The sequence below is a fragment of the Cellulomonas sp. WB94 genome (assembly GCF_003115775.1).
Lineage (GTDB): Bacteria > Actinomycetota > Actinomycetes > Actinomycetales > Cellulomonadaceae > Cellulomonas_A.
Window position 1 is genome coordinate 2,541,064 of the sequence record NZ_QEES01000002.1, and the last position, 19,517, is coordinate 2,560,580.

The window sequence follows — 19,517 nt, forward strand, 5'->3', positions numbered from 1 at the left end:
ATCACGGTCATGATCGTCGACGACCACGAGGTCGTCAGGCGAGGAATCGCCGAGGTGGTCGAACGGACCGAGGGGATGACGGTCGTCGCCGAGGCGGGCTCCGTCGCCGACGGTGTCCGCCGCGCCGCCCTCGTCCACCCGCAGATCCTGCTCGTCGACCTCCAGCTGCCCGACGGCACGGGGATCGACCTCCTCAAGCGGACGCGGGAGACACTCCCCGACGCGCGTGCGATCGTCCTGACCTCGTTCGACGACGACGACGCGCTCGCCGAGGCGCTCGAGGCGGGCGCTGCCGCCTACCTGCTCAAGAGCGTCCGGGGCGCAGAGATCACCGACGTCATCCGCGCGGTCGCGTCGGGGCGCACGCTGCTCGACGAGCGCACGGTGACGCGCCGCCGGGCCGGCCACGACGACCCGACCGAGAACCTGACGCCGAGCGAGCTCAAGGTGCTCGACCTCATCGGCGAGGGCCTGTCGAACCGCGAGATCGCGGAGCGTCTCGGGGTTGCCGAGAAGACCGTGAAGAACCACATCACGTCGCTGCTGTCGAAGATGGGTCTGCAGCGCCGCACGCAGGTCGCCGCGTGGGTCTCGGCCCGCAAGCACTCGGGCTGGCGTGCCGAGACGAACCACTGACCCGCTGACCTCCGGCCGCATGCTCACCGGCTGAACGCTGCGCCGGCACCGCGGAGGCTGCACCCGCGGGATCAGCCCAGCGGGGCCTCGAACGTCAGCAGGGCGCCGCGGCCTGCGGGCGAGGCGCCCAGGGTGAACGTCCCGCCGTGCTGCCGTGCCCGAGCCGCCAGGTTGCCGGTCCCGGAACGTCGCGCCCTCATCGCGGGCAGCCCGACGCCGTCGTCCTCGACCTCGACGATGACGGTCCCCGTCGGCCCCTGACCCTTGACGATGACCCTGACGGCGACCGATGACGCCTGCGCGTGCCGGGCGGCGTTCGCGAGGCCCTCCCGGACGACCGCGACGACGTCGTCGGTCAGGTCGGGGCCGATCCGTGCGTCGATCTGGTCGGCCTCGATGTAGTCGCCGTCGGGCACGCTCTCGCCGTCCAGCATGACCACGAATGACGGCGCGAAGCCGAGCCCGGTCCGCGCGAGCGACGCCTCGCGGCGCAGCCGCTCGACGATGCCGTTCGCCGCGTCGGGGTCCCGCAGCGCGTAGACGATCTGGCGGATCTGTCGGACCGACGCATCGACGTTGTCGAGCGCGTCCTCGACGATGCTCGTGAGCTCGCTGGGGTCGACGCCGCGGGCCGCGCGCCGCCGGACCGTCTCGAGCTGCATGCCGGTCGCGAAGAGCTGCTGGATGGCGAGGTCGTGCAGGTCACGCGCGATCCGCTCACGCTCGTCGAGCAGGGCCGCGACGTCCTGGGCGTGCCGCGCCTCGGCCAGGACGAAGGCGAGCGCGGCCTGGGCGGCGAACGACTCGGCGGTCACGAGGTCGCTCGACTCGAACGCCGAGCCGCCGATGCGGCGCATCAGGATGAGCACGCCGACGCCGCGCCCCGACGTCTGCAGCGGGGCGAACATCGCCGGGCCGAACGCCCGCATCGGCAGGACCCGCACCACGCGGGACTGCGACAGGGACTCCACGAGCAGCCCGTGGCCCTCTCCCATGACCGACCACGACGGACCGTCGGACGGCATGACCGAGCCGATGAGGCTCTCGGCCGCGTGACCGTCGGCCAGCTCGATGACGAGCTCGCCGCCGACGCCGGGGAGCGCGAGCGCGGCCGTGTCGGCCCCGGCGACCTCACGGGCCGTGGCGGCGATGTGCGCGAGCGCCTCTTCCTCGTCGACGCCTGAGAGCAGCATCGTAGTGATGTCCTGGCCGGCGCGGAGCCAGTGCTCACGGCGTGCCGCGTTCGCGTAGAGCTGGGCGTTCGCGAGCGCGACCCCGGCCGACAAGGCGAGCGCGATCACGACGTCGGCGTCCGCCTCGGTGAACCCGCCCTGCTTGTCGGCGAGGTACAGATAGCCGTAGACCTTCTCGCGCACGCGGACGGCGGTGCCGAGGAACGCGCCCATCGGGGGGTGGTTGGCCGGGAAGCCGCGGAACGCCGGATGGTGCGTGAGGTCGTCGAGCGCGAGCACGCCTTCGTCAGGGATCTCGCCGAGGACCCCGATGTTGTGGGGCGCGTGCCGCAGCATCGCGGCGACGGCCGGGGACACGCCGACCTGCACGAAGGTCGTCGAGGCGCCGCGCGCGTCGAGCACGTTGAGCGCACCGAAGCTCGCCCCGGTCAGCTCGACGCTCGCCTCGACGAACCGCTCGAGGACGCCGGTCAGGTCGAGCCCGCTCGCGACGGACAGGACCGCGTCCAGGAGGTCGTCGCGACCCTTGTCGGCCTGGGTCGTGCCGCCGTCGACGGGCGGTACCGCGGTGCGGGCGTCGTCGCGCGTGGTCATGCGTCCTCCGGGTCGTCGTCCTGCTCAGTCGTCGTCGTGCTCACGGGCCAGCGACTCACGGTAGCCGTCGTGGGTGCAGAGCAGCTCGGCGTGGGTCCCGCGCGCCTCGACCCGTCCGTCCCGCAGCAGGACGACCTCGTCGGCCGCGTCGAGCGGGGTCAGTCGGTGCGTGACGACGACGACGCCGCGAGCGCGGTCCACCGCGGTGCGCGCAGCGGTCCCGGGTGCGGTGGCGCTCTGGTTCAGCAGGTCCCGGACGAGGAGGTCCGCGGTAGCCCGGTCGAGGTGCTCACCGGGCTCGTCGACGAGCAGCAGCGGTGCCGGCGCGACCAGGGCGCGGGCGAGCAGGAGGCGCCGCCGTTCGCCTCCGGAGACGTTCTGCGCGTCGGTGCCGAGCTGGGTGTCGACGCCGTCCGGCAGCCCGACGAGCCAGTCCGTCAGCCCGGCCCGGCGCAACGCGTCGAGCGCCTCGTCGGGGGAGACGTCGCCGCGGGCGACCCGGAGGTTCTCGAGCACGTTCGTGGCGAAGACGTGCGCGTCCTCGGCGGTCAGTGCCACGCCGCGGGCTGCGGTGTCGCGGGAGAGGGACGAGACGGCGACACCGCCGAGCTCGACGGTGCCCGCGTGGGGCGGCAGCAGACCCGCCAGCGTCAGCAGGAGGGTGGTCTTCCCCGTGCCGCTCGGGCCGACGACGGCGATCGAGCGACCGGGGGAGAGGTCAAGGTCGAGCCCCGTGACGACCGGCGGGTGCCCCGGCCACGCGCAAGAGAGGCCCCGCGCCACCAGCGACGGCGCGACGGCGGTCGAGCCCCGCGCGTGGTGGTCGGGGACAGTTCCGGCCTCGGCCTCGTCGAGCAGCGCCATGATCCGGGCCGCGGCGGCCCGCGAGCGGTGGACCTGGATGGCGGCAGCCGGCAGGACCGAGGTCGCCTCGAAGGCGGCGAGCGGCGTCAGGACGACGACCGCGAGCGCGACGGGCGTCAGGCTGCCGGCGGCGACTGCGGGGATGCCGAGCAGCAGCGCCGACAGCACGGCGATCCCCACGGCGAGCGACCCGAGTGCCGACGCGAGCGCGGCCGGACCCGCGCCCGCGTCGGTGGCGTCGGCAAGCTCGGCGTCGGAGCGCCGCAGCGCGGCGAGCTCGGGTGCTGTGCGCCCCTGGACGGCGAGCGCGCCCGGGTCGTCGAGCAGCCCGAGAGCGATCGACGCGATCGACGCGCGGGCGGCGACGGCCCGCTGCTCGGTGATGCGTGCGCCGCGCGCCGCGAGCCACGGGGCGACGACCCCGGCGAGCAGGAGGCAGGCGGCGAGGGCGGCTCCTGCCGCGGGGAGGAGCGCACCCATCGCGACGACGGTGCCGAGGCCCAGGACCGAGGCCACGGCGGCCGGCAGGAGGCCTCGGACGACCGCGTCGCCGACCGCGTCCACATCCGCGCCGACGCGCGCCAGGAGGTCGCCGCGTCGCACGGCGGCAGTCCCTTCGGGGCGACCGGCGGCCAGGCGCGCGTAGAGCGCCGTGCGCAGCGCACCCATGCCACGGAGCGCGACGTCGTGCGACACGAGCCGCTCGAGGTAGCGGAACACTCCGCGGCCGATCCCGAACGTCCGCACCGCGACGGTGGCGATGGACAGCTCGAGGACCGGTGGCATCTGCGAGGCGCGGGCGATGAGCCACGCGGCCACGCCCGCCAGCGCGACGGCACTGCCCAGCCCCAGCACCCCGAGCGTGACGGACAGTGCGACGCGGGACCGGTCGATGTCGAGGAGTGCCAGGGCCCGCCGCAGCGGGTCACGTGACCCCCAGGGTGCATCGACCCGCGCTGGTTCCGTCGCGGCGGCGGTGTCACGCGGCAGGGCGGGCGCGTCGGCGCCGCTGAGGGCGGTCATGCCCGGACCTCGGCGACGACGGGCTCGGGGTGGACCTCGATGACGTCGTCGGCGAGCGCGACGAGCGACGCGCGGTGCGCGACGAGCACCACCGTGCGCCCCGCGTCACGCAGCGCGCGCACCGTCTCGAGGACGACGCGTTCGCCGGCTGCGTCGAGGTGCGCCGTCGGCTCGTCGAGGACGACGAGCGGCGCGGGGGCGAGGACGGCCCGGGTGAGCGCGACCCGTTGGCGCTGCCCGACACTCAGACCCGTGCCGCCGCGACCCAGGGGCGTCGACCATCCGTCGGCGAGGCCCGCGACGACCAGGTCGAGGCCCGTCAGCGCGGCCGCGGCGTCGCGGTCGGACGCCCTGACCGCGCCGGCACCTGCGGTCACGACGTCGGCGAGCGTGCCCGGTTCGAGCACCGGGCGCTGAGGCAGCCACGCGACCTGGCGCCAGAAGGAGGCGAGGTCGATGTCGGCGAGATCCGTCTCACAGCCGTGGTCGTCGACCAGCGTGACCGAGCCTGCGTCGGGTCGCAGCAGACCGAGCAGCACGGCGACGGCGGTCGTCTTCCCGGCGCCGCTGGGTCCGGTGAGCGCGACGACGCGGCCCGGGGTGACCGTGAGGTCGAGCGCAGCGGGGGCGTGCACCGAGCGTCCGGGCGCCCGGACGCCGACGCCCCGCATCAAGACGGTCGTGGTGCGAAGGTCGGGCGCCGGGACGGCCCCTGCCGCCGGGACGGGCGTGTCGAGGACCGCGAAGACCTGCGTCGCAGCGGCCACGCCGTCGGTCGAGGCATGGAAGTGGGCGCCCACCTGACGCAGCGGGAGGTACACCTCGGGCGCCAGGACCAGCACCGCGAGCCCGGTGACCAGGTCGATGTCGCCACCGACGAGGCGCAGCCCGATGCCGACCGCGACGAGCGCGACCGAGAGCGTGGTGAGCAGCTCGAGCACCATCCCGGAGAGGAAGGCGATGCGCAGCGTCCCCATCGTCGCGACACGGTGCGCGTCGCCGAGCTCGCGCACGCGCGCCGCAGGGCCGCGTTCGCGCCCGAGGGCCCGCAGGGTCGCGAGCCCCGCGAGCAGGTCGAGGACCTGCGAGCCGAGGCGCTGCATCACCCGCAGGCCACGCTCCGAGCGTCCCTGGGTGAGCTGCCCGACGAGAACCATGAACACGGGGATGAGCGGGAGCGTCCCGGCGATGATCGCGGCGGACACCCAGTCGAGCCCGAGCACGACCGCGAGCGTGGCCGGGGTCAGGGTCGCGGCGAGGACCAGCTGCGGCAGGTACCGCACGAAGTACGGCTCGAGAGCGTCGATCCCACGGGTCGCGAGAGTGACGACACCGGGCCCGGCGCCCTCGGCGAGCCAGCGGGGGCCCAGCGCAGCGGCTCGCGCCACGACCTGCTCGCGGAGCTCGCCGATCGCGCGGGTCGCCGCCCGGTGCGCGTACCGCTCCTGCACGCCGGTCACGGCGGCCCGGGTCACCACGACGACGGCGAGCCACGCGACGAGGCCCATGACGTCCGACAGGTCGGCGCCGTCGTGCACGACCGACGCGAGCGCGTGCGCGAGCAGGAGGGCCTGCGCGACGACGAGGCCGGCCCCGACGACGCCGAGACCGACGGTCAGTGCGAGGTACGAGCGGGCCGATCGTGCATAGCGCAGGAGTCTCGGGTCGAGCGGCTTCACGCCCGCGAGCGTCTCACGCCCGCGGGCCGCCGTCAGAACCCGCAGGCCCACCCGCGGGAGTCGTCGGGGCGCCGACCGGGACAGCCGGACGCTCGAACGTGAGCCCGACGTGGTCGGGGATGTGCGTCGCGAACACGCGCTTGCGGAAGACCCAGTACGTCCAGCCCTGGTACAGCAGCACGAACGGGACGAGGACGGCTGCGACCCACGTCATGACCGTCAACGTGTAGTGGCTCGACGACGCGTTCGTCACGGTCAGGGAGTTCGCCGTGTCGAACGCCGGCATGACGTCGGGATACAGCGAGCCGAAGATGAGCACGACGGCGGCCAGGATCGTGACGGCCGACGCGACGAACGCCCAGCCCTCGCGCCTGGACCGGGTCGTCAGCACCGTGGCGACGAGCGAGGCGGCTGCGACGACGACCGCGGCCCACGTCCAGGTCACCGAGTACGCGACCTGGGCCCAGATCGCCCACGCCGCCGCGACCACGAGGGTCACCGGCGCGAGCCGTGCAGCGAGCGCGCCCGCGCGGTCCCGCACGTCCCCGCCGGACTTCAGTGCGAGGAAGATCGCGCCGTGCGTGAGGAAGACGAGCGCCGTCATGGCGCCGCCGAGCAGCGCGAACGGGTTCAGCAGCGCGAAGAAGCCACCGACGTACTGGTGGCTCGCGTCGAGCTCGACACCTCGCACGAGGTTCGCGAACGCGACGCCCCACAGGACGGCGGGCACCCACGACCCGATGATGAGCGCCCAGTCCGAACGGCTGCGCCACGCGTCGTCGTTGATCTTGCCGCGCCACTCGAAGGCGACGACGCGCACGATCAGCGCGAGCAGGATGAGCAGCAGGGCGAGGTAGAAGCCCGAGAACATCGTGGCGTACCACTCGGGGAACGCCGCGAAGGTCGCGCCGCCCGCCGTGAGCAGCCACACCTCGTTGCCGTCCCACACCGGGCCGATCGTGTTGATCATGACGCGACGGTCCTTGTCGCGTCGGCCGAGCACGGGCAGCAGCATGCCGACTCCGAAGTCGAACCCCTCGAGGACGAGGTAGCCGGTCCACAGGACCGCGATGAGCAGGAACCAGACGGTCGAGAGCTCCATGTCCGCTCCTCAGTAGGCGAACGACAGCGGCGCGTCAGCGGCGGCGGGGTCGTCGGGATCGCGGTGGTTGGCGGGGTTGTCGGGGCTGGGGTCGTGCTCGGTCGCGGCGACGCCCTCGATCGCGTAGCGGTGCATGAGCTTGAACCACACGACCGCGAGGACCCCGTAGAGCAGCGTGAAGGCCACCATCGAGATGATGACCATCGTCGGGCTGACGACGGTCGACACGCCGCGCGCCGTGAGGAGCCACACGCCGTCGACGCCCGACGGGTTGGGGTTCGGCACGACGACCCAGGGCTGGCGGCCCATCTCGGTGAAGATCCAGCCGAACGACGAGGCGAGGAAGATCATCGGGAGCGCGACGAGCCCGAGCCGGGAGAACCAGACGCTGCCGGTGACCCGGCCCTTGCGCGTGAGCCACAGCCCGGCGAGAGCGAGCGCCGCGGCCCCGGCGCCCATGCCGATCATGAGCCGGAACGACCAGTAGGTGATCGGCAGGTTGGGGACGTAGTTGACGCCGTCGCCGTACTTCGCCGCGGCGAGCGCCTGGAGCTCGTCGACGCCCTTGATCGGGGCGGAGAAGTCGTTCGTCGCCAGGAAGGACGTCAGTCCGGGCACGGAGATGAGGTGCTTGACGCCCGCGCAGTCGTTGTTGAGGTCGCCGATCGCGAGGATCGAGAACGAGGCGCCGTCGACGCTCTCGCACAACCCCTCGGCGGCGGCCATCTTCATGGGCTGCTGGTCGAACATGAGCTTGGCCTGCTGGTCGCCCGTGAGCGCGACGCCGGCGCCGGCGACGAGCATGACGACGACGCCGAGGATGACGGCGGGCCGGTACACGTCTCGTGCCGTCGCGACGTCACCGCTGCGCACGAGCCGGACCATCCACCAGCCGGCGATGGCGGCGACGAAGGTGCCCGCGGTCACGAACGCGGCGGTGAGCGTGTGCGGAAGCGCCGCCATGAGGGTCGGGTTGCTCAGGATCTTGCCGATGTCGACCATCTCGGCGCGGCCGGTCTGAGCGTTGAAGACGGTGCCGACCGGGTGCTGCATCCAGGAGTTCGCGGCGAGGATGAAGAAGGCCGACAGGTTGGTCGCGATCGCGACCGCCCAGATGCACGCGAGGTGGATCTTCTTGGGGAGCTTGTCCCACCCGAAGATCCACAGCCCGAGGAACGTCGACTCCACGAAGAAGGCGGCGAGCGCCTCCATGGCGAGCGGTGCGCCGAAGACGTCGCCCACGAACCGCGAGTACTCGCTCCAGTTCATGCCGAACTGGAACTCCTGCACGATGCCGGTCGCGACGCCGATGGCGAAGTTGATGAGCATGAGCTTGCCGAAGAACTTGGTGAGGCGTAGCCAGCGCTCGTTCTTCGTGCGGACCCAGAAGGTCTGCATGAGCGCGACGAGGGGCGCGAGCCCGATCGTCAGCGGCACGAAGATGAAGTGGTAGACGGTGGTGACACCGAACTGCCAGCGGGCGAGATCGAGGGCTTCCATGTGGTCCTCCGACGGTGTGCAGCGGCTCGGTGCCGGGCCGGCGCGAACCGGACAGGGGCCTGGGACGACCGTAGAAGGCAGCCCCTTCCAGACGTGGGACCTTAGTCCCGGTTGCTGACAGTTCGTCGTCACGTCGAACCGTGTCGCGGCGCCCGCCGCAAGCCCCTGTGCGATACTTGCAGCGGTGCCCAGGGTGTCCACACCGCCCTGACGCCACGAACGTGCTCGCCGCACCAGCGCATCGCGCTCGCCAGGCGCCGCCGGCTTCGCGCCGGGTCCCGTCCGGGACTCGGGGGAGCAGGCAGGCGATGGCGCCGACCGCCCGTGCAGCCAGCCGCAACCGACGACTTCCGTCGCCGCGCTCAGCGCGAGCGACGACCGACCGCCCGCGGGCGCCGATAGGTGTGGACGGCGCTGGTGGGCACCCAGGAGCACCCGAGTGACCTTCGAGAACAGCAACGACAACGCAGTCGAGAACAGCGCTGAGAGCGCCGGCGCAGCGGCTGTCGCACCGAGCAAGCCCGTCCGGCGCCGCGCCACGCGCCGCACCGCCGCCCCCGGGGATGTCGTCGCGGCGCCTGCCGCCGAAGCACCAAGCGTGCCGGAGCCCGCTCCCGTCGTCGCACCCGAACCTGTCGTGGCCCCGCCGGTCGAGCCGGCACCCGCCGCAACGGCCGAGTCTGCCGCGCCCCCGGCGCGTCGGTCGCGGCGCGTCACGCGCACCGTCGTGACCCCGGGCGAGGCCGTCGAACCGGCGTCGGCCCCGGTCGCCGAGGCCCCTGTCCCCGAGACACCCGTCGCCCAGGTCGCTGCCGACGAGGTTCCCGTCACTGCCCCGCGCAAGCGCGCCCCGCGCCGCAGCCGGTCGCAGGCTGCGCCCGTCGTCGAGCCTGTCGTCGAGGCGGCAGCCGACGAGGAGGAGCTCGACGAGTCGGCTCCCGACGCCGCCCCCGCCCCGTCGCGTGCGCCGGCGCTCGACGTGTTCGCGGCGCTTGCTGCGACGCCGCCTGCCGAGGCAGCCCCCACCGCCACGACGCGGTCGACCAAGCCCCGTCTCGCCACCACGGCTCTGCTGTTCCAGGCCCCGGAGCCGGATGTGCGCCCGCGCCGGCGGCGCGCCGTGTCGCCGGCCGGTACGCCTGCCGCGATCTCCGAGGCCGCCGCGGCCCTGCACGACCAGGAGCTCGCAGCGTCGGTCGCCGCCACCGAGGCGGTCGTCGCCGACGAGGCCGTGCAGTCCGAGGCCCCCGCGCGTCGCCGCTCGCGTCGCGGAGGACGAGGACAGGCCCCGGTCGAGGAGCTCGAGGTCGTGGCGCCTGTCGAGCCTGCGGCCGACGAGGAGCTCGACGAGGACCAGGCGCCCGACGAGGCAGCAGGCGAGCAGGACGACGAGCAGACGTCGCCGCGCCGCCGCCGTCGTCGCGGCGGTCGTGGCCGTCGCAGCCGCCCCGCGGGCGAGGTCGACGAGTCCGACGACGGTGACGAGGACGAGGAGTCCCCGGCCGGCGAGGCCGACGAGGACGCGTCCGATGCCGAGTCCGACGAGAACGAGGCCGTGACCGAGGGTGACAGTGACGGCGGATCCAGCCGTCGTCGTCGGCGTCGTCGTAGGGGCGGTCGCAGCGGGGACGGTGCCGAGGAGGTCGTGACCACCACGCGGACCCGTGCTGCGCGCGTCCCGAGCGACGAGCCCACCGCGCTGCGCGGCTCGACGCGGCTCGAGGCCAAGCGTCAGCGCCGCCGCGAGGGGCGCGACAACGGTCGACGCCGTCAGATCATCACGGAGTCGGAGTTCCTGGCCCGTCGCGAGTCGGTCGACCGCACGATGATCGTCCGCGAGGCCAACGGGCGGACGCAGATCGCGGTCCTCGAGGACGGCGTTCTCGTCGAGCACTTCGTCTCGCGGCAGGCGCAGGCGTCGATGGCCGGGAACGTCTACCTGGGTCGGGTGCAGAACGTGCTCCCGAGCATGGAGGCCGCGTTCGTCGACGTCGGCAAGGGTCGTAACGCCGTGCTGTACGCCGGTGAGGTCAACTGGGACGCGGCGGGCCTCGAGGGTCAGCCGCGCCGCATCGAGCAGGCACTGAAGTCCGGTGACGCGGTGCTCGTGCAGGTCACCAAGGACCCCATCGGTCACAAGGGCGCCCGCCTGACGTCTCAGGTGACGCTCGCGGGCCGCTACCTCGTGTACGTCCCGGGCGGCGGCATGACCGGCATCAGCCGCAAGCTCCCCGACACCGAGCGCAACCGCCTCAAGAAGCTGCTGCGCGAGCTCGTCCCGGACTCCGCCGGCGTGATCGTGCGCACCGCGGCCGAGGGTGCCAGCGAGGAGGAGCTGCGCGCGGACATCGCGCGGCTCCAGGCGCAGTGGGAGGCCATCGAGAAGAAGTCGAAGTCGGCGTCGGCGCCCGCGCTGCTGCAGGGCGAGCCGGACCTGGCCATCCGTGTCGTGCGTGACATCTTCAACGACGACTTCGGCTCGCTCGTGGTCCAGGGCGACGAGGCGTGGGACACGATCTCCGGCTACATCGGCGACCTCGCCCCCGACCTGGCCTCGAAGGTCACACGGTGGTCGGGTCGCGGTGACGTGTTCGCCGAGCACCGGATCGACGAGCAGCTCGCCAAGGGCATGGACCGCAAGGTCTGGCTGCCGTCGGGCGGCTCGCTCGTCATCGACCGCACCGAGGCGATGACGGTCGTCGACGTCAACACCGGCAAGTTCACGGGGTCGGGCGGGACGCTCGAGGAGACCGTCACGCGCAACAACCTCGAGGCCGCGGAGGAGATCGTCCGTCAGCTCCGGCTGCGCGACATCGGCGGGATCATCGTCATCGACTTCATCGACATGGTGCTCGAGCAGAACCGCGACCTCGTGCTCCGCCGCCTGGTGGAGTGCCTGGGCCGTGACCGCACGAAGCACCAGGTCGCGGAGGTCACGTCGCTCGGCCTCGTGCAGATGACCCGCAAGCGGGTCGGCCAGGGGCTGGTCGAGGCGTTCAGCGAGACGTGCGAGCACTGCAACGGGCGCGGCTTCATCGTGCACGCCGAGCCGATCGAGAAGGACAACCGCCTCGACGCGGGTACTGCCCAGCCCGTCGACTCCGAGGGCGACGGGGAGCCGAAGCGCGCGCGCCGCAAGCGCGTCGTCAAGGAGTCCTCGACGCCGACGATCGCCGTACCGGTGCTTCCCGAGGCGCGTGCGGCCGTCAAGGCGACGCTCGCCACGATCGCGGCAGCGGCGGCTCATGCGCACGAGCACGGGCACGAGCAGGCCCCGGAGCGCGCCGAGGAGGCCGACCTCACGGTCGCGGCTCCCGAGCCGGTGCAGGCGGCCCCCGTGGACGACGAGACTGCCTCCAGCGCCGCGCCGAGCGAGCCCGCAGCGACGTCGTTCGATGCCGCCGTGGCCCTGCCGGCCGAGGCGGGCGACGCGACGCTCGAGCTCGTGCAGGTCGACCCGGGCGTGTTCGAGCTCGACGGGGACGAGGACGAGACGTCCGACTGAGTCCGGGGAGGCGGAACGGCCTGGTCGCGGTTTGACCCTGCCAGGTCAGTTCCGTACTCTTGGACGTCGGCGCGTTTCGCACGCGCCGGTTGTGCGTTGCAGGTTGTGCGCTGCAGGTCGTGAGCACAGGCCGTGCGTGCAGATCGTGCGAGATCAGCGTCGAACAGGCGCGAGCCGAACCTCGGCTCTCCGGATCCTGCGCGCGCAGCACATCTCCCAGAGATGCAGTGCCTGAGTGACGACGTAGTGCCTGATCGCAGACGTAGTGCCTGACCAAAGACGTAGTGCCTGAGTTCGACGAGCAGAGATGAGCAACAACGTGGTGTACGCGATCGTGAAGGCTGGCGGCCGCCAGGAGAAGGTCGCCGTCGGCGACGTCGTCGTCGTCGACCGTCTCGCCGCGACGCCCGGGTCGACGGTCGAGCTCACCGCTCTGCTCCTCGTCGATGGCGAGAAGGTGACCGCCGACGCGAGCGCGCTCGCGAAGATCAAGGTCACGGCGGAGGTCGTCCGGGACGAGAAGGGCCCGAAGATCGACATCCTCAAGTTCAAGAACAAGACCGGCTACCGGGTGCGCCAGGGTCACCGTTCGCGGCTGACCCGCCTGAAGGTCACCGGCATCAACTGAGCTTGCGCCGCCGCCCCGCACGTGGGCGCGTCATCCATCTGAGCACGAAAGCAGGTTCGACATGGCACACAAGAAGGGCGCGAGCTCCTCGCGCAACGGTCGCGACTCCAACGCGCAGCGCCTGGGCGTCAAGCGCTTCGGTGGCCAGGTCGTGAAGGCCGGCGAGATCATCGTCCGCCAGCGCGGCACGCACTTCCACCCCGGCATCAACGTCGGCCGCGGGGGCGACGACACACTGTTCGCCCTGGCTCCCGGCGCCGTCACGTTCGGCACCCGTCGCGGCCGCAAGGTCATCGACATCGTCGTGGCGGCCTGACGCCTCAGTACACGTTCGTCGAAGGGGCGCGCCTGGACGGGTGCGCCCCTTCGTCGTCGTCACGCTCGTTCGAGCGCAGCCTTGCTGGTCTCAGCACCAGCTCGGAGCAGTACCGCCGCGGCCATTCGCGGCAATCAGGGACGGGGTCCGCGTGATCCCCGGGAAGAGGTAACCCATGGCATCTTTCGTCGACAGGGTCGTGCTCAGCGCGACCGGCGGTGACGGTGGTCACGGGTGCGCCTCGATCCGCCGCGAGAAGTTCAAGCCGCTCGCGGGGCCCGACGGCGGGACCGGTGGGAACGGCGGGAGCGTCATCCTCGTCGTGGACCCCCAGGTGACCACGCTGCTCGAGTTCCACCACTCGCCGCACAAGCATGCAGGCTCGGGCTCGCAGGGCATGGGCGACTACCGGCAGGGCGCGACGGGTGAGGACCTGATCCTCGGCGTGCCCGACGGGACCGTCGTGAAGTCCAAGGACGGCGAGGTCCTGGCTGACCTCATGGGCGTCGGTGCCCGCTACGTCGTCGCGCACGGCGGCCACGGCGGCCTCGGGAACTGGGCGATCGCGTCGCCGCGCCGCAAGGCCCCGGGCTTCGCGCTGCTGGGGGAGCCGGGGACGTCGCAGGACGTCGTCCTCGAGCTCAAGACGATCGCCGACGTCGCGCTCATCGGGTACCCGAGCGCCGGCAAGTCGAGTCTCATCGCCGCCATCTCGGCAGCCCGGCCGAAGATCGCCGACTACCCGTTCACGACCCTCGTCCCGAACCTCGGCGTCGTCCAGGCGGGCTCGTCGCGCTACACGGTCGCGGACGTCCCCGGCCTGATCCCCGGGGCGAGCCAGGGCAAGGGTCTGGGCCTGGAGTTCCTGCGGCACGTCGAGCGCTGCGCGGTCCTCGTGCACGTGCTGGACTGCGCGACCCTCGAGCCTGACCGTGACCCGCTGAGCGACTTCGACGTCATCGAGTCCGAGCTCGCGGCGTACGCGGGCGACGTCGGCATCGAGGGCGGTCGGGTCCCGCTGATCGAGCGGCCGAGGCTCGTCGTGCTCAACAAGGTGGACGTGCCGGAGGCCCGCGACCTGGCGGCCCTCGTCCGGTCCGACCTCGAGGAGCGCGGCCTGACCGTGTTCGAGGTCTCCGCGGCGACCCACGAGGGGCTGCGCCCGCTGACGTTCGCGCTCGCCGAGCTGGTCGAGCGCACGCGCCGCGAGGCGCCGGCCCCGGAGCAGGCGCGGATCGTCCTGCGCCCCAAGGCGGTCGACGACGCGGGCTTCACAGTCACGCTGCGCACCGACGGCCCGCACGACTACTTCCAGGTGCTCGGGGTGAAACCGGAGCGCTGGGTGCGCCAGACGGACTTCACGAACGACGAGGCCGTCGGGTACCTCGCCGACCGGCTCGCGCGGCTCGGCGTCGAGGAGCAGCTGTTCGCGGCCGGCGCGGTCGCGGGCGCGGAGGTCGTCATCGGCGACGGTCCGGGTGCTGTCGTCTTCGACTGGGAGCCGACGATGCTCGTCGGCTCGGAGATGCTCGCGGGTCCCCGCGGCTCGGACATGCGGATCGAGGCGCGGTCGCGGCCGACCCGCGGCGAGAAGCGCTCCGAGTACAAGGAGCGCATGGATGCCAAGACCGAGGCGCGTGCCGAGCTGTGGACCGAGCACGAGGCCGGGCTGTGGACGGACGAGGACCCCTCCTGACCCTCCGGCGTCGTCGTGGTGCGTCCACGGCCGACCCGGCGGCGCGCTGCGGCACGTCGGGGGCGCGTGACACGGGAGGATGGACCCCGTGAGCGCCCCCGCCCTGACCGACCGCCGCCGCCTGCCTTCCGCCGCTCGGATCGTCATCAAGGTCGGGTCGTCGTCCTTGACGGACGGGCACGGCCGGCTCGACCCTGACCGGCTGCGTGCCCTCGTGGACGTCCTGGCCGCGCGGCGCGCCGCCGGTGGGCAGGTCGTCCTCGTGTCCTCGGGTGCGATCGCCGCCGGCCTCGGACCGCTCGGGCTGAGCGCGCGCCCGCGCGACCTCGCCACGCAGCAGGCCACCGCATCGGTCGGCCAGGGCATCCTCGTCGCGCACTACACCAAGGCGTTCTGGGACCACGGGATCCGGGTCGGGCAGGTGCTGCTCACGGCGGAGGACACCGTGCGGCGCGGTCACTACCGCAACGCGCAACGCGCGCTCGGCCGCCTGCTCGACCTGGGTGTCGTGCCGATCGTCAACGAGAACGACACCGTCGCGACCGAGGAGATCCGGTTCGGTGACAACGACCGGCTCGCGGCGCTCGTCTCGCACCTCGTGCACGCCGACGCGCTCGTGCTCCTGACCGACGTCGACGGGCTGTACACCGGTCCGCCGTCCCGCGCGGGGTCGACACGCATCGCCACGGTCACCGGTCCCCAGGACCTCGAGGGCGTCGACATCTCGGCGCGCGGCAGCGCGGTCGGGACCGGCGGCATGGTGACCAAGCTCGAGTCCGTGGCGATCGCCGCGGGTTCCGGCATCCCCGTCGTCCTGACCTCGGCCGCGCAGGCCGCGCAGGCGCTCGCGGGGGACGACGTCGGTACCTGGTTCGCGGCGACCGGCAGGCGCGCCTCGACGCGGCTGCTGTGGCTCGCGCACGCGGCGCGCACGCGGGGACGGCTCGTGCTCGACGACGGTGCGGTCCGCGCGGTCGTCGAGCGCCGCATGTCGCTCCTCCCCGCGGGCATCACCGGGGTCGACGGCGACTTCGAGGCGGGCGACCCGGTCGACCTGGTGACCGCCGACGGCACCGTCGTGGCCCGCGGCCTGGTCGGGTTCTCGTCGGCCGAGGTCCCCGACCTGCTCGGCCACACCACGTCCGAGCTGCGCGCCGAGCTGGGGCCGGGCTACGACCGGGTCGTGGTGCACCGTGACGACCTCGTGCTCGTGCGGCGTCGGCCTCGCGCTGCCACGCGTCAGCGCCAGGACGCCGGACTATCCTGACTCGATGACCGCATCGCTCGAGAACCACCTCGACGTGTCGCCCGCCTCTGCGGCCGGTGACGACGTCGCGGCGCAGGTCCTGGCCACCGCGCGCCGCGCCAAGGTCGCGTCCCGTGTGCTCGCGACCGCGACGCGCTCGACCAAGGATGCCGCGCTGCACGCGCTGGCCGACGCTCTCGTCGACTCGACCGCCCAGATCGTCGCGGCCAACGCCGAGGACCTGGCGCGAGGTCGGGAGAACGGCACCTCGCCGGGGCTCCTCGACCGGCTGGCACTGTCCGACGCGCGCATCGTCGCGATCGCCGACGCCCTGCGCGAGCTCGCCGCGCTGCCCGACCCGGTCGGTGAGGTCGTGCGCGGCTCGACGCTGCCCAACGGGATGCGTCTGCGCCAGGTCAGGGTCCCGATGGGCGTCGTCGGCATGATCTACGAGGCCCGGCCGAACGTCACCGTCGACGCCGCCGGCCTCGCGCTCAAGAGCGGGAACGCCGTGATCCTGCGCGGCGGCTCGGCGGCGGCGCGCAGCAACGAGGTCATCGTCGGCGTGCTCGGCCGAGCCCTCGTGGCGCAGGGTCTGCCCGCCGACCTCGTCCAGTCGATCGACGCGTTCGGCCGTGCGGGGGCTGTGGCGCTCATGCACGCCCGTGGCCTGGTCGACGTGCTCGTGCCGCGCGGCGGCGCCGACCTCATCCAGACCGTGGTGCGCGAGGCGACCGTCCCCGTCATCGAGACCGGTGTCGGCAACTGCCACGTCTACGTCGACGCGTCCGCCGACCCGGCGATGGCCCTGCCGATCCTGCTGAACTCCAAGACCCAGCGGGTCGGGGTGTGCAACGCCGCAGAGACGCTGCTGGTGCACGCGGCGGCGGCGCCGGGGTTCCTGCCGTCGGCGCTCGCAGCGCTCGCCGAGGCGGGCGTCGTCGTGCACGGCGACGCGGCCACAGCGGCGCTCGCGCCCGTCGGCGTCGAGGTGGTGCCGGCGACCGACGAGGACTGGGCGACGGAATACCTCTCCCTGGACCTCGCCGTGCGGGTCGTCGACGACCTCGACGCCGCGATCGAGCACATCCGCACCTGGACGTCCGGCCACACCGAGGCCATCGTGACGCGGGACCTGGCCGCGTCGGAGCGGTTCGTCGCCGAGCTGGACTCCGCGGCGATCATGGTCAACGCGTCGACCCGGTTCACCGACGGCGGCCAGTTCGGCCTCGGCGCCGAGATCGGGATCTCGACCCAGAAGCTGCACGCCCGCGGTCCGATGGGCCTCGCCGAGCTCACCACGACCAAGTGGATCGTGCACGGCGACGGGCACGTGCGACCCTGAGTGGCACCTCGGACGTGCGACACTGGAACACCCCGCTACCCCACCCCTGGAGGATGACGTGCACGCTGCCCTGCTCGCCGTCGAGGCCGTCGCCGAGCACGCCACCGAGCTGCCCGTCCCGCCCGTGGCCTTCGGTCTGACCGCGTTCGGCGGGCTCGTCGCGCTGCTGCTCGTCACCTACGCGTTCCGGAGCGTCGGCACCCGGCACTGACCGCGCACGACCGACCTGGGACACGAGAGCGAGGACGCACCTGATGGAAGAGCGTCGACCCCGCCTCGGCGTCATGGGTGGCACGTTCGACCCCATCCACCACGGGCACCTGGTCGCCGCGAGCGAGGTCGCCGCGATCCTGGGTCTCGACGAGGTGGTGTTCGTCCCCACGGGGCAGCCGTCGTTCAAGCAGCACCAGCACGTGACACGGGCCGAGCACCGCTACCTGATGACCGTCATCGCGACCGCCTCGAACCCGCGGTTCACGGTCAGTCGGGTGGACATGGACCGCGCGGGGCTGACGTACACCGTCGACACGCTCCGCGACCTCAACATCGAGCGGCCGGATGCCGATCTGTTCTTCATCACCGGAGCGGATGCGCTCGCACAGATCCTCACGTGGAAGGACCCGGAAGAGCTGTTCGCCATGGCCCACTTCGTCGCCGTCAACAGACCCGGGCACACGCTGTCCACCGAGGGGCTGCCCGAGGACCGAGTGACCCAGCAGGAGATCCCCGCCCTGGCGATCTCGTCGTCGGACGTCCGCGCCCGTGCGCGCGGGGGGAAGCCGGTCTGGTACCTCGTTCCTGACGGGGTCGTCCAGTACATCGCCAAGCATGGTCTGTATCGAGGTAACGATGAGTGAACCAGGAGAGCGGCGCCGCCGTCGCGAGCTCGAGCGAGCCGGCGAGGGCGGTGCGCCCGACACGGACTTCGGAGTCAGCGGCGACGCGACCCCGCCGTCTCGCCGCGCCCTGCGCAGCCAGCCCGTCCCGTCCGTCGGACCGGACGGCCAGCGCGGGGGAGCGGCGCCGTACCAGGTGCCCGGTCTCGCGCCCGACACCTCGCAGGCGATGCGTTCGCGCCGCACGATCCGCGACACCCCGCTCGACCCGACCGGCCCCCACCCCGCCACGACAGGTCAGCCCTCGGTGCGACCACCGTCGGCGGGCTCCCCGTCGGCGTGGAGCGGGCACCCGAGCGCCCCCGCGGCGCCAGCAGCGCCCACGCAGACCTACACGAGCCGTCCGGCGACCCCGCGCCCGGCGGCCGGCCCCGCACGCTCCGCGGACGCCGTCGGCGGCAGTTCCAGCCAGGTGCCGACGCAGCCGCCGGCGGCTCCGTCGCCCGCTGGATCGACGCCTGCCGCCCGGCCGACCGTTGCGCGTCCCGCCGTGGCCCGCCCTGCGGTGGCCCGGCCCTCGATCGTCCGGCCCTCCACGGCCGCGCAGCCGTCGAGCCCGTACTCCGCCGTCCCCGCAGCTGCCTCGAGCCCCGAGCAGGCCGGCCCGACCGCTCAGCCGCCGGTGCCGGACCCGACGGTCCCGCGGCCGACCGGCTTCCAGCCGAGGTCGAGCGCATGGGGTGGCCCGGCGGGCGCAGGGTCGGCACGACCCGCCGCCGGGGACGCGGGTGCGCCCTCGGCCGGTCCGGTGACGCCGTCGCGCTACGGCACGTCGCCCGCAGCGACCCCGCCGCCGACACCGGTCGCACCATCCACACCGTCTGCACCGCAGGCCGGGTGGCAACCCACGTCCGGGCGCACCGGCCCTTCGTGGGCGCCGTCCGCGGGGGCGTCGACCGCCGTTCCGACACCTGCTTCGCCGCCGGCCTACCAGGCGCCCGTCGTGGGCTCGTGGGGGGCGTCCGCCCCGGCGCCCGAGGTCGAGGTCGCCGACGAGGTCCCCGTCCCGCACTGGGGTTCGCTCGGCGTCGCGGGGAGCGCACCTGCGGCCGGCAATGAGCCCGTCGCGAGCGGGAGCCTGTACGGTGACGACGACGACGAGGACGCCGACGAGCGGCCGTCGCACCCCTACACGTGGCTTCAGCTGATCGTGCTGGCTCTCGTCGCGTTCGTCCTCGGCTTCCTCATCGTGCTCCTCGCAGGTCACGGCAGCGCCGATGCGAACGACCCCGCACCGACCTCGACGCCCGCAGCGTCGGCGCCGTTCGGTGCGGTCCAACACCCTGTGGTCTGA

General features: G+C 73.1%; 15 protein-coding genes. 10 read left to right on the forward strand and 5 right to left on the reverse strand.

From position 1 onward, the window contains the following. The first annotated feature begins 9 nt into the window (after positions 1-9). Positions 10-636, forward strand: a complete 627-nt coding sequence (locus DDP54_RS12880) for a response regulator transcription factor (protein WP_109132070.1) — start codon at positions 10-12, stop codon at positions 634-636. A gap of 71 nt (positions 637-707) precedes the next feature. On the opposite strand, the gene DDP54_RS12885 is transcribed toward DDP54_RS12880, so the two are convergent. From DDP54_RS12885 to DDP54_RS12905, 5 genes are read right to left on the reverse strand one after another with little or no spacing between them, the layout of a single operon-like run. Continuing rightward, a complete protein-coding gene (locus tag DDP54_RS12885) occupies positions 708-2,423 on the reverse strand; it encodes a GAF domain-containing protein (protein WP_109132071.1) in 1,716 nt (571 codons plus the stop codon). 24 nt (positions 2,424-2,447) lie between these two features. After that, positions 2,448-4,310, reverse strand: a complete 1,863-nt coding sequence (gene cydC / locus DDP54_RS12890; RefSeq protein ID WP_109132072.1) for a thiol reductant ABC exporter subunit CydC — start codon at positions 4,308-4,310, stop codon at positions 2,448-2,450. Further along, positions 4,307-5,989, reverse strand: a complete 1,683-nt coding sequence (gene cydD / locus DDP54_RS12895) for a thiol reductant ABC exporter subunit CydD (protein ID WP_109132591.1) — start codon at positions 5,987-5,989, stop codon at positions 4,307-4,309. Before cydD ends, cydC begins: the two co-directional genes overlap by 4 nt. Before the next feature lie 13 nt (positions 5,990-6,002). Next, positions 6,003-7,091: a cytochrome d ubiquinol oxidase subunit II gene (cydB, locus tag DDP54_RS12900; RefSeq protein ID WP_109132073.1), complete on the reverse strand. Its 1,089-nt coding sequence runs from the start codon at positions 7,089-7,091 to the stop codon at positions 6,003-6,005. A 9-nt stretch (positions 7,092-7,100) separates the two neighbouring features. After that, positions 7,101-8,591 carry a cytochrome ubiquinol oxidase subunit I gene (locus DDP54_RS12905; protein ID WP_109132074.1) on the reverse strand — a complete coding sequence of 497 codons (1,491 nt, stop codon included), beginning with the start codon at positions 8,589-8,591 and terminating at the stop codon, positions 7,101-7,103. Positions 8,592-9,030: 439 nt separating this feature from the next. Here DDP54_RS12905 and DDP54_RS12910 point away from each other — a divergent pair, with 439 nt between their 5' ends. The 9 genes from DDP54_RS12910 to DDP54_RS12945 all read left to right on the forward strand — a co-directional run bounded on the left by DDP54_RS12910 (position 9,031) and on the right by DDP54_RS12945 (position 19,517). Beyond that, a complete protein-coding gene (locus DDP54_RS12910) occupies positions 9,031-12,096 on the forward strand; it encodes an Rne/Rng family ribonuclease (RefSeq protein ID WP_109132075.1) in 3,066 nt (1,021 codons plus the stop codon). A gap of 319 nt (positions 12,097-12,415) precedes the next feature. Further along, positions 12,416-12,724: a 50S ribosomal protein L21 gene (gene rplU / locus DDP54_RS12915; RefSeq protein ID WP_197711448.1), complete on the forward strand. Its 309-nt coding sequence runs from the start codon at positions 12,416-12,418 to the stop codon at positions 12,722-12,724. 61 nt (positions 12,725-12,785) lie between these two features. Further along, positions 12,786-13,040, forward strand: coding sequence for a 50S ribosomal protein L27 (gene rpmA, locus DDP54_RS12920; RefSeq protein WP_109132077.1), 255 nt, complete (start codon positions 12,786-12,788; stop codon positions 13,038-13,040). A gap of 175 nt (positions 13,041-13,215) precedes the next feature. Next, positions 13,216-14,736, forward strand: coding sequence for a GTPase ObgE (gene obgE / locus DDP54_RS12925; RefSeq protein WP_109132078.1), 1,521 nt, complete (start codon positions 13,216-13,218; stop codon positions 14,734-14,736). 79 nt (positions 14,737-14,815) lie between these two features. Next, positions 14,816-16,003, forward strand: coding sequence for a glutamate 5-kinase (proB, locus tag DDP54_RS12930; RefSeq protein WP_109132079.1), 1,188 nt, complete (start codon positions 14,816-14,818; stop codon positions 16,001-16,003). Positions 16,004-16,007: 4 nt separating this feature from the next. Further along, on the forward strand, positions 16,008-17,327 hold the full coding sequence (locus DDP54_RS12935) for a glutamate-5-semialdehyde dehydrogenase (RefSeq protein WP_109132592.1): 1,320 nt from the start codon (positions 16,008-16,010) through the stop codon (positions 17,325-17,327). 58 nt (positions 17,328-17,385) lie between these two features. Continuing rightward, positions 17,386-17,538, forward strand: a complete 153-nt coding sequence (locus DDP54_RS18425) for a hypothetical protein (RefSeq protein WP_197711395.1) — start codon at positions 17,386-17,388, stop codon at positions 17,536-17,538. Between the two features lie 43 nt (positions 17,539-17,581). Continuing rightward, positions 17,582-18,184, forward strand: coding sequence for a nicotinate-nucleotide adenylyltransferase (nadD, locus tag DDP54_RS12940; RefSeq protein ID WP_109132080.1), 603 nt, complete (start codon positions 17,582-17,584; stop codon positions 18,182-18,184). Then, on the forward strand, positions 18,177-19,517 hold the full coding sequence (locus DDP54_RS12945; RefSeq protein ID WP_109132081.1) for a hypothetical protein: 1,341 nt from the start codon (positions 18,177-18,179) through the stop codon (positions 19,515-19,517). Before nadD ends, DDP54_RS12945 begins: the two co-directional genes overlap by 8 nt.

Excerpts from the sequence above, each read along its gene's own strand:
- DDP54_RS12880 (WP_109132070.1), top strand. The coding sequence starts at position 10 with ATGATCGTCGACGACCACGAGGTCGTCAGGCGAGGAATCGCCGAGGTG.
- DDP54_RS12885 (WP_109132071.1), bottom strand. The coding sequence starts at position 2,423 with ATGACCACGCGCGACGACGCCCGCACCGCGGTACCGCCCGTCGACGGC.
- cydC (WP_109132072.1), bottom strand. The coding sequence starts at position 4,310 with ATGACCGCCCTCAGCGGCGCCGACGCGCCCGCCCTGCCGCGTGACACC.
- cydB (WP_109132073.1), bottom strand. The coding sequence starts at position 7,091 with ATGGAGCTCTCGACCGTCTGGTTCCTGCTCATCGCGGTCCTGTGGACC.
- DDP54_RS12905 (WP_109132074.1), bottom strand. The coding sequence starts at position 8,591 with ATGGAAGCCCTCGATCTCGCCCGCTGGCAGTTCGGTGTCACCACCGTC.
- rpmA (WP_109132077.1), top strand. The coding sequence starts at position 12,786 with ATGGCACACAAGAAGGGCGCGAGCTCCTCGCGCAACGGTCGCGACTCC.
- obgE (WP_109132078.1), top strand. The coding sequence starts at position 13,216 with ATGGCATCTTTCGTCGACAGGGTCGTGCTCAGCGCGACCGGCGGTGAC.
- proB (WP_109132079.1), top strand. The coding sequence starts at position 14,816 with ATGGACCCCGTGAGCGCCCCCGCCCTGACCGACCGCCGCCGCCTGCCT.
- DDP54_RS12935 (WP_109132592.1), top strand. The coding sequence starts at position 16,008 with ATGACCGCATCGCTCGAGAACCACCTCGACGTGTCGCCCGCCTCTGCG.
- nadD (WP_109132080.1), top strand. The coding sequence starts at position 17,582 with ATGGAAGAGCGTCGACCCCGCCTCGGCGTCATGGGTGGCACGTTCGAC.
- DDP54_RS12945 (WP_109132081.1), top strand. The coding sequence starts at position 18,177 with ATGAGTGAACCAGGAGAGCGGCGCCGCCGTCGCGAGCTCGAGCGAGCC.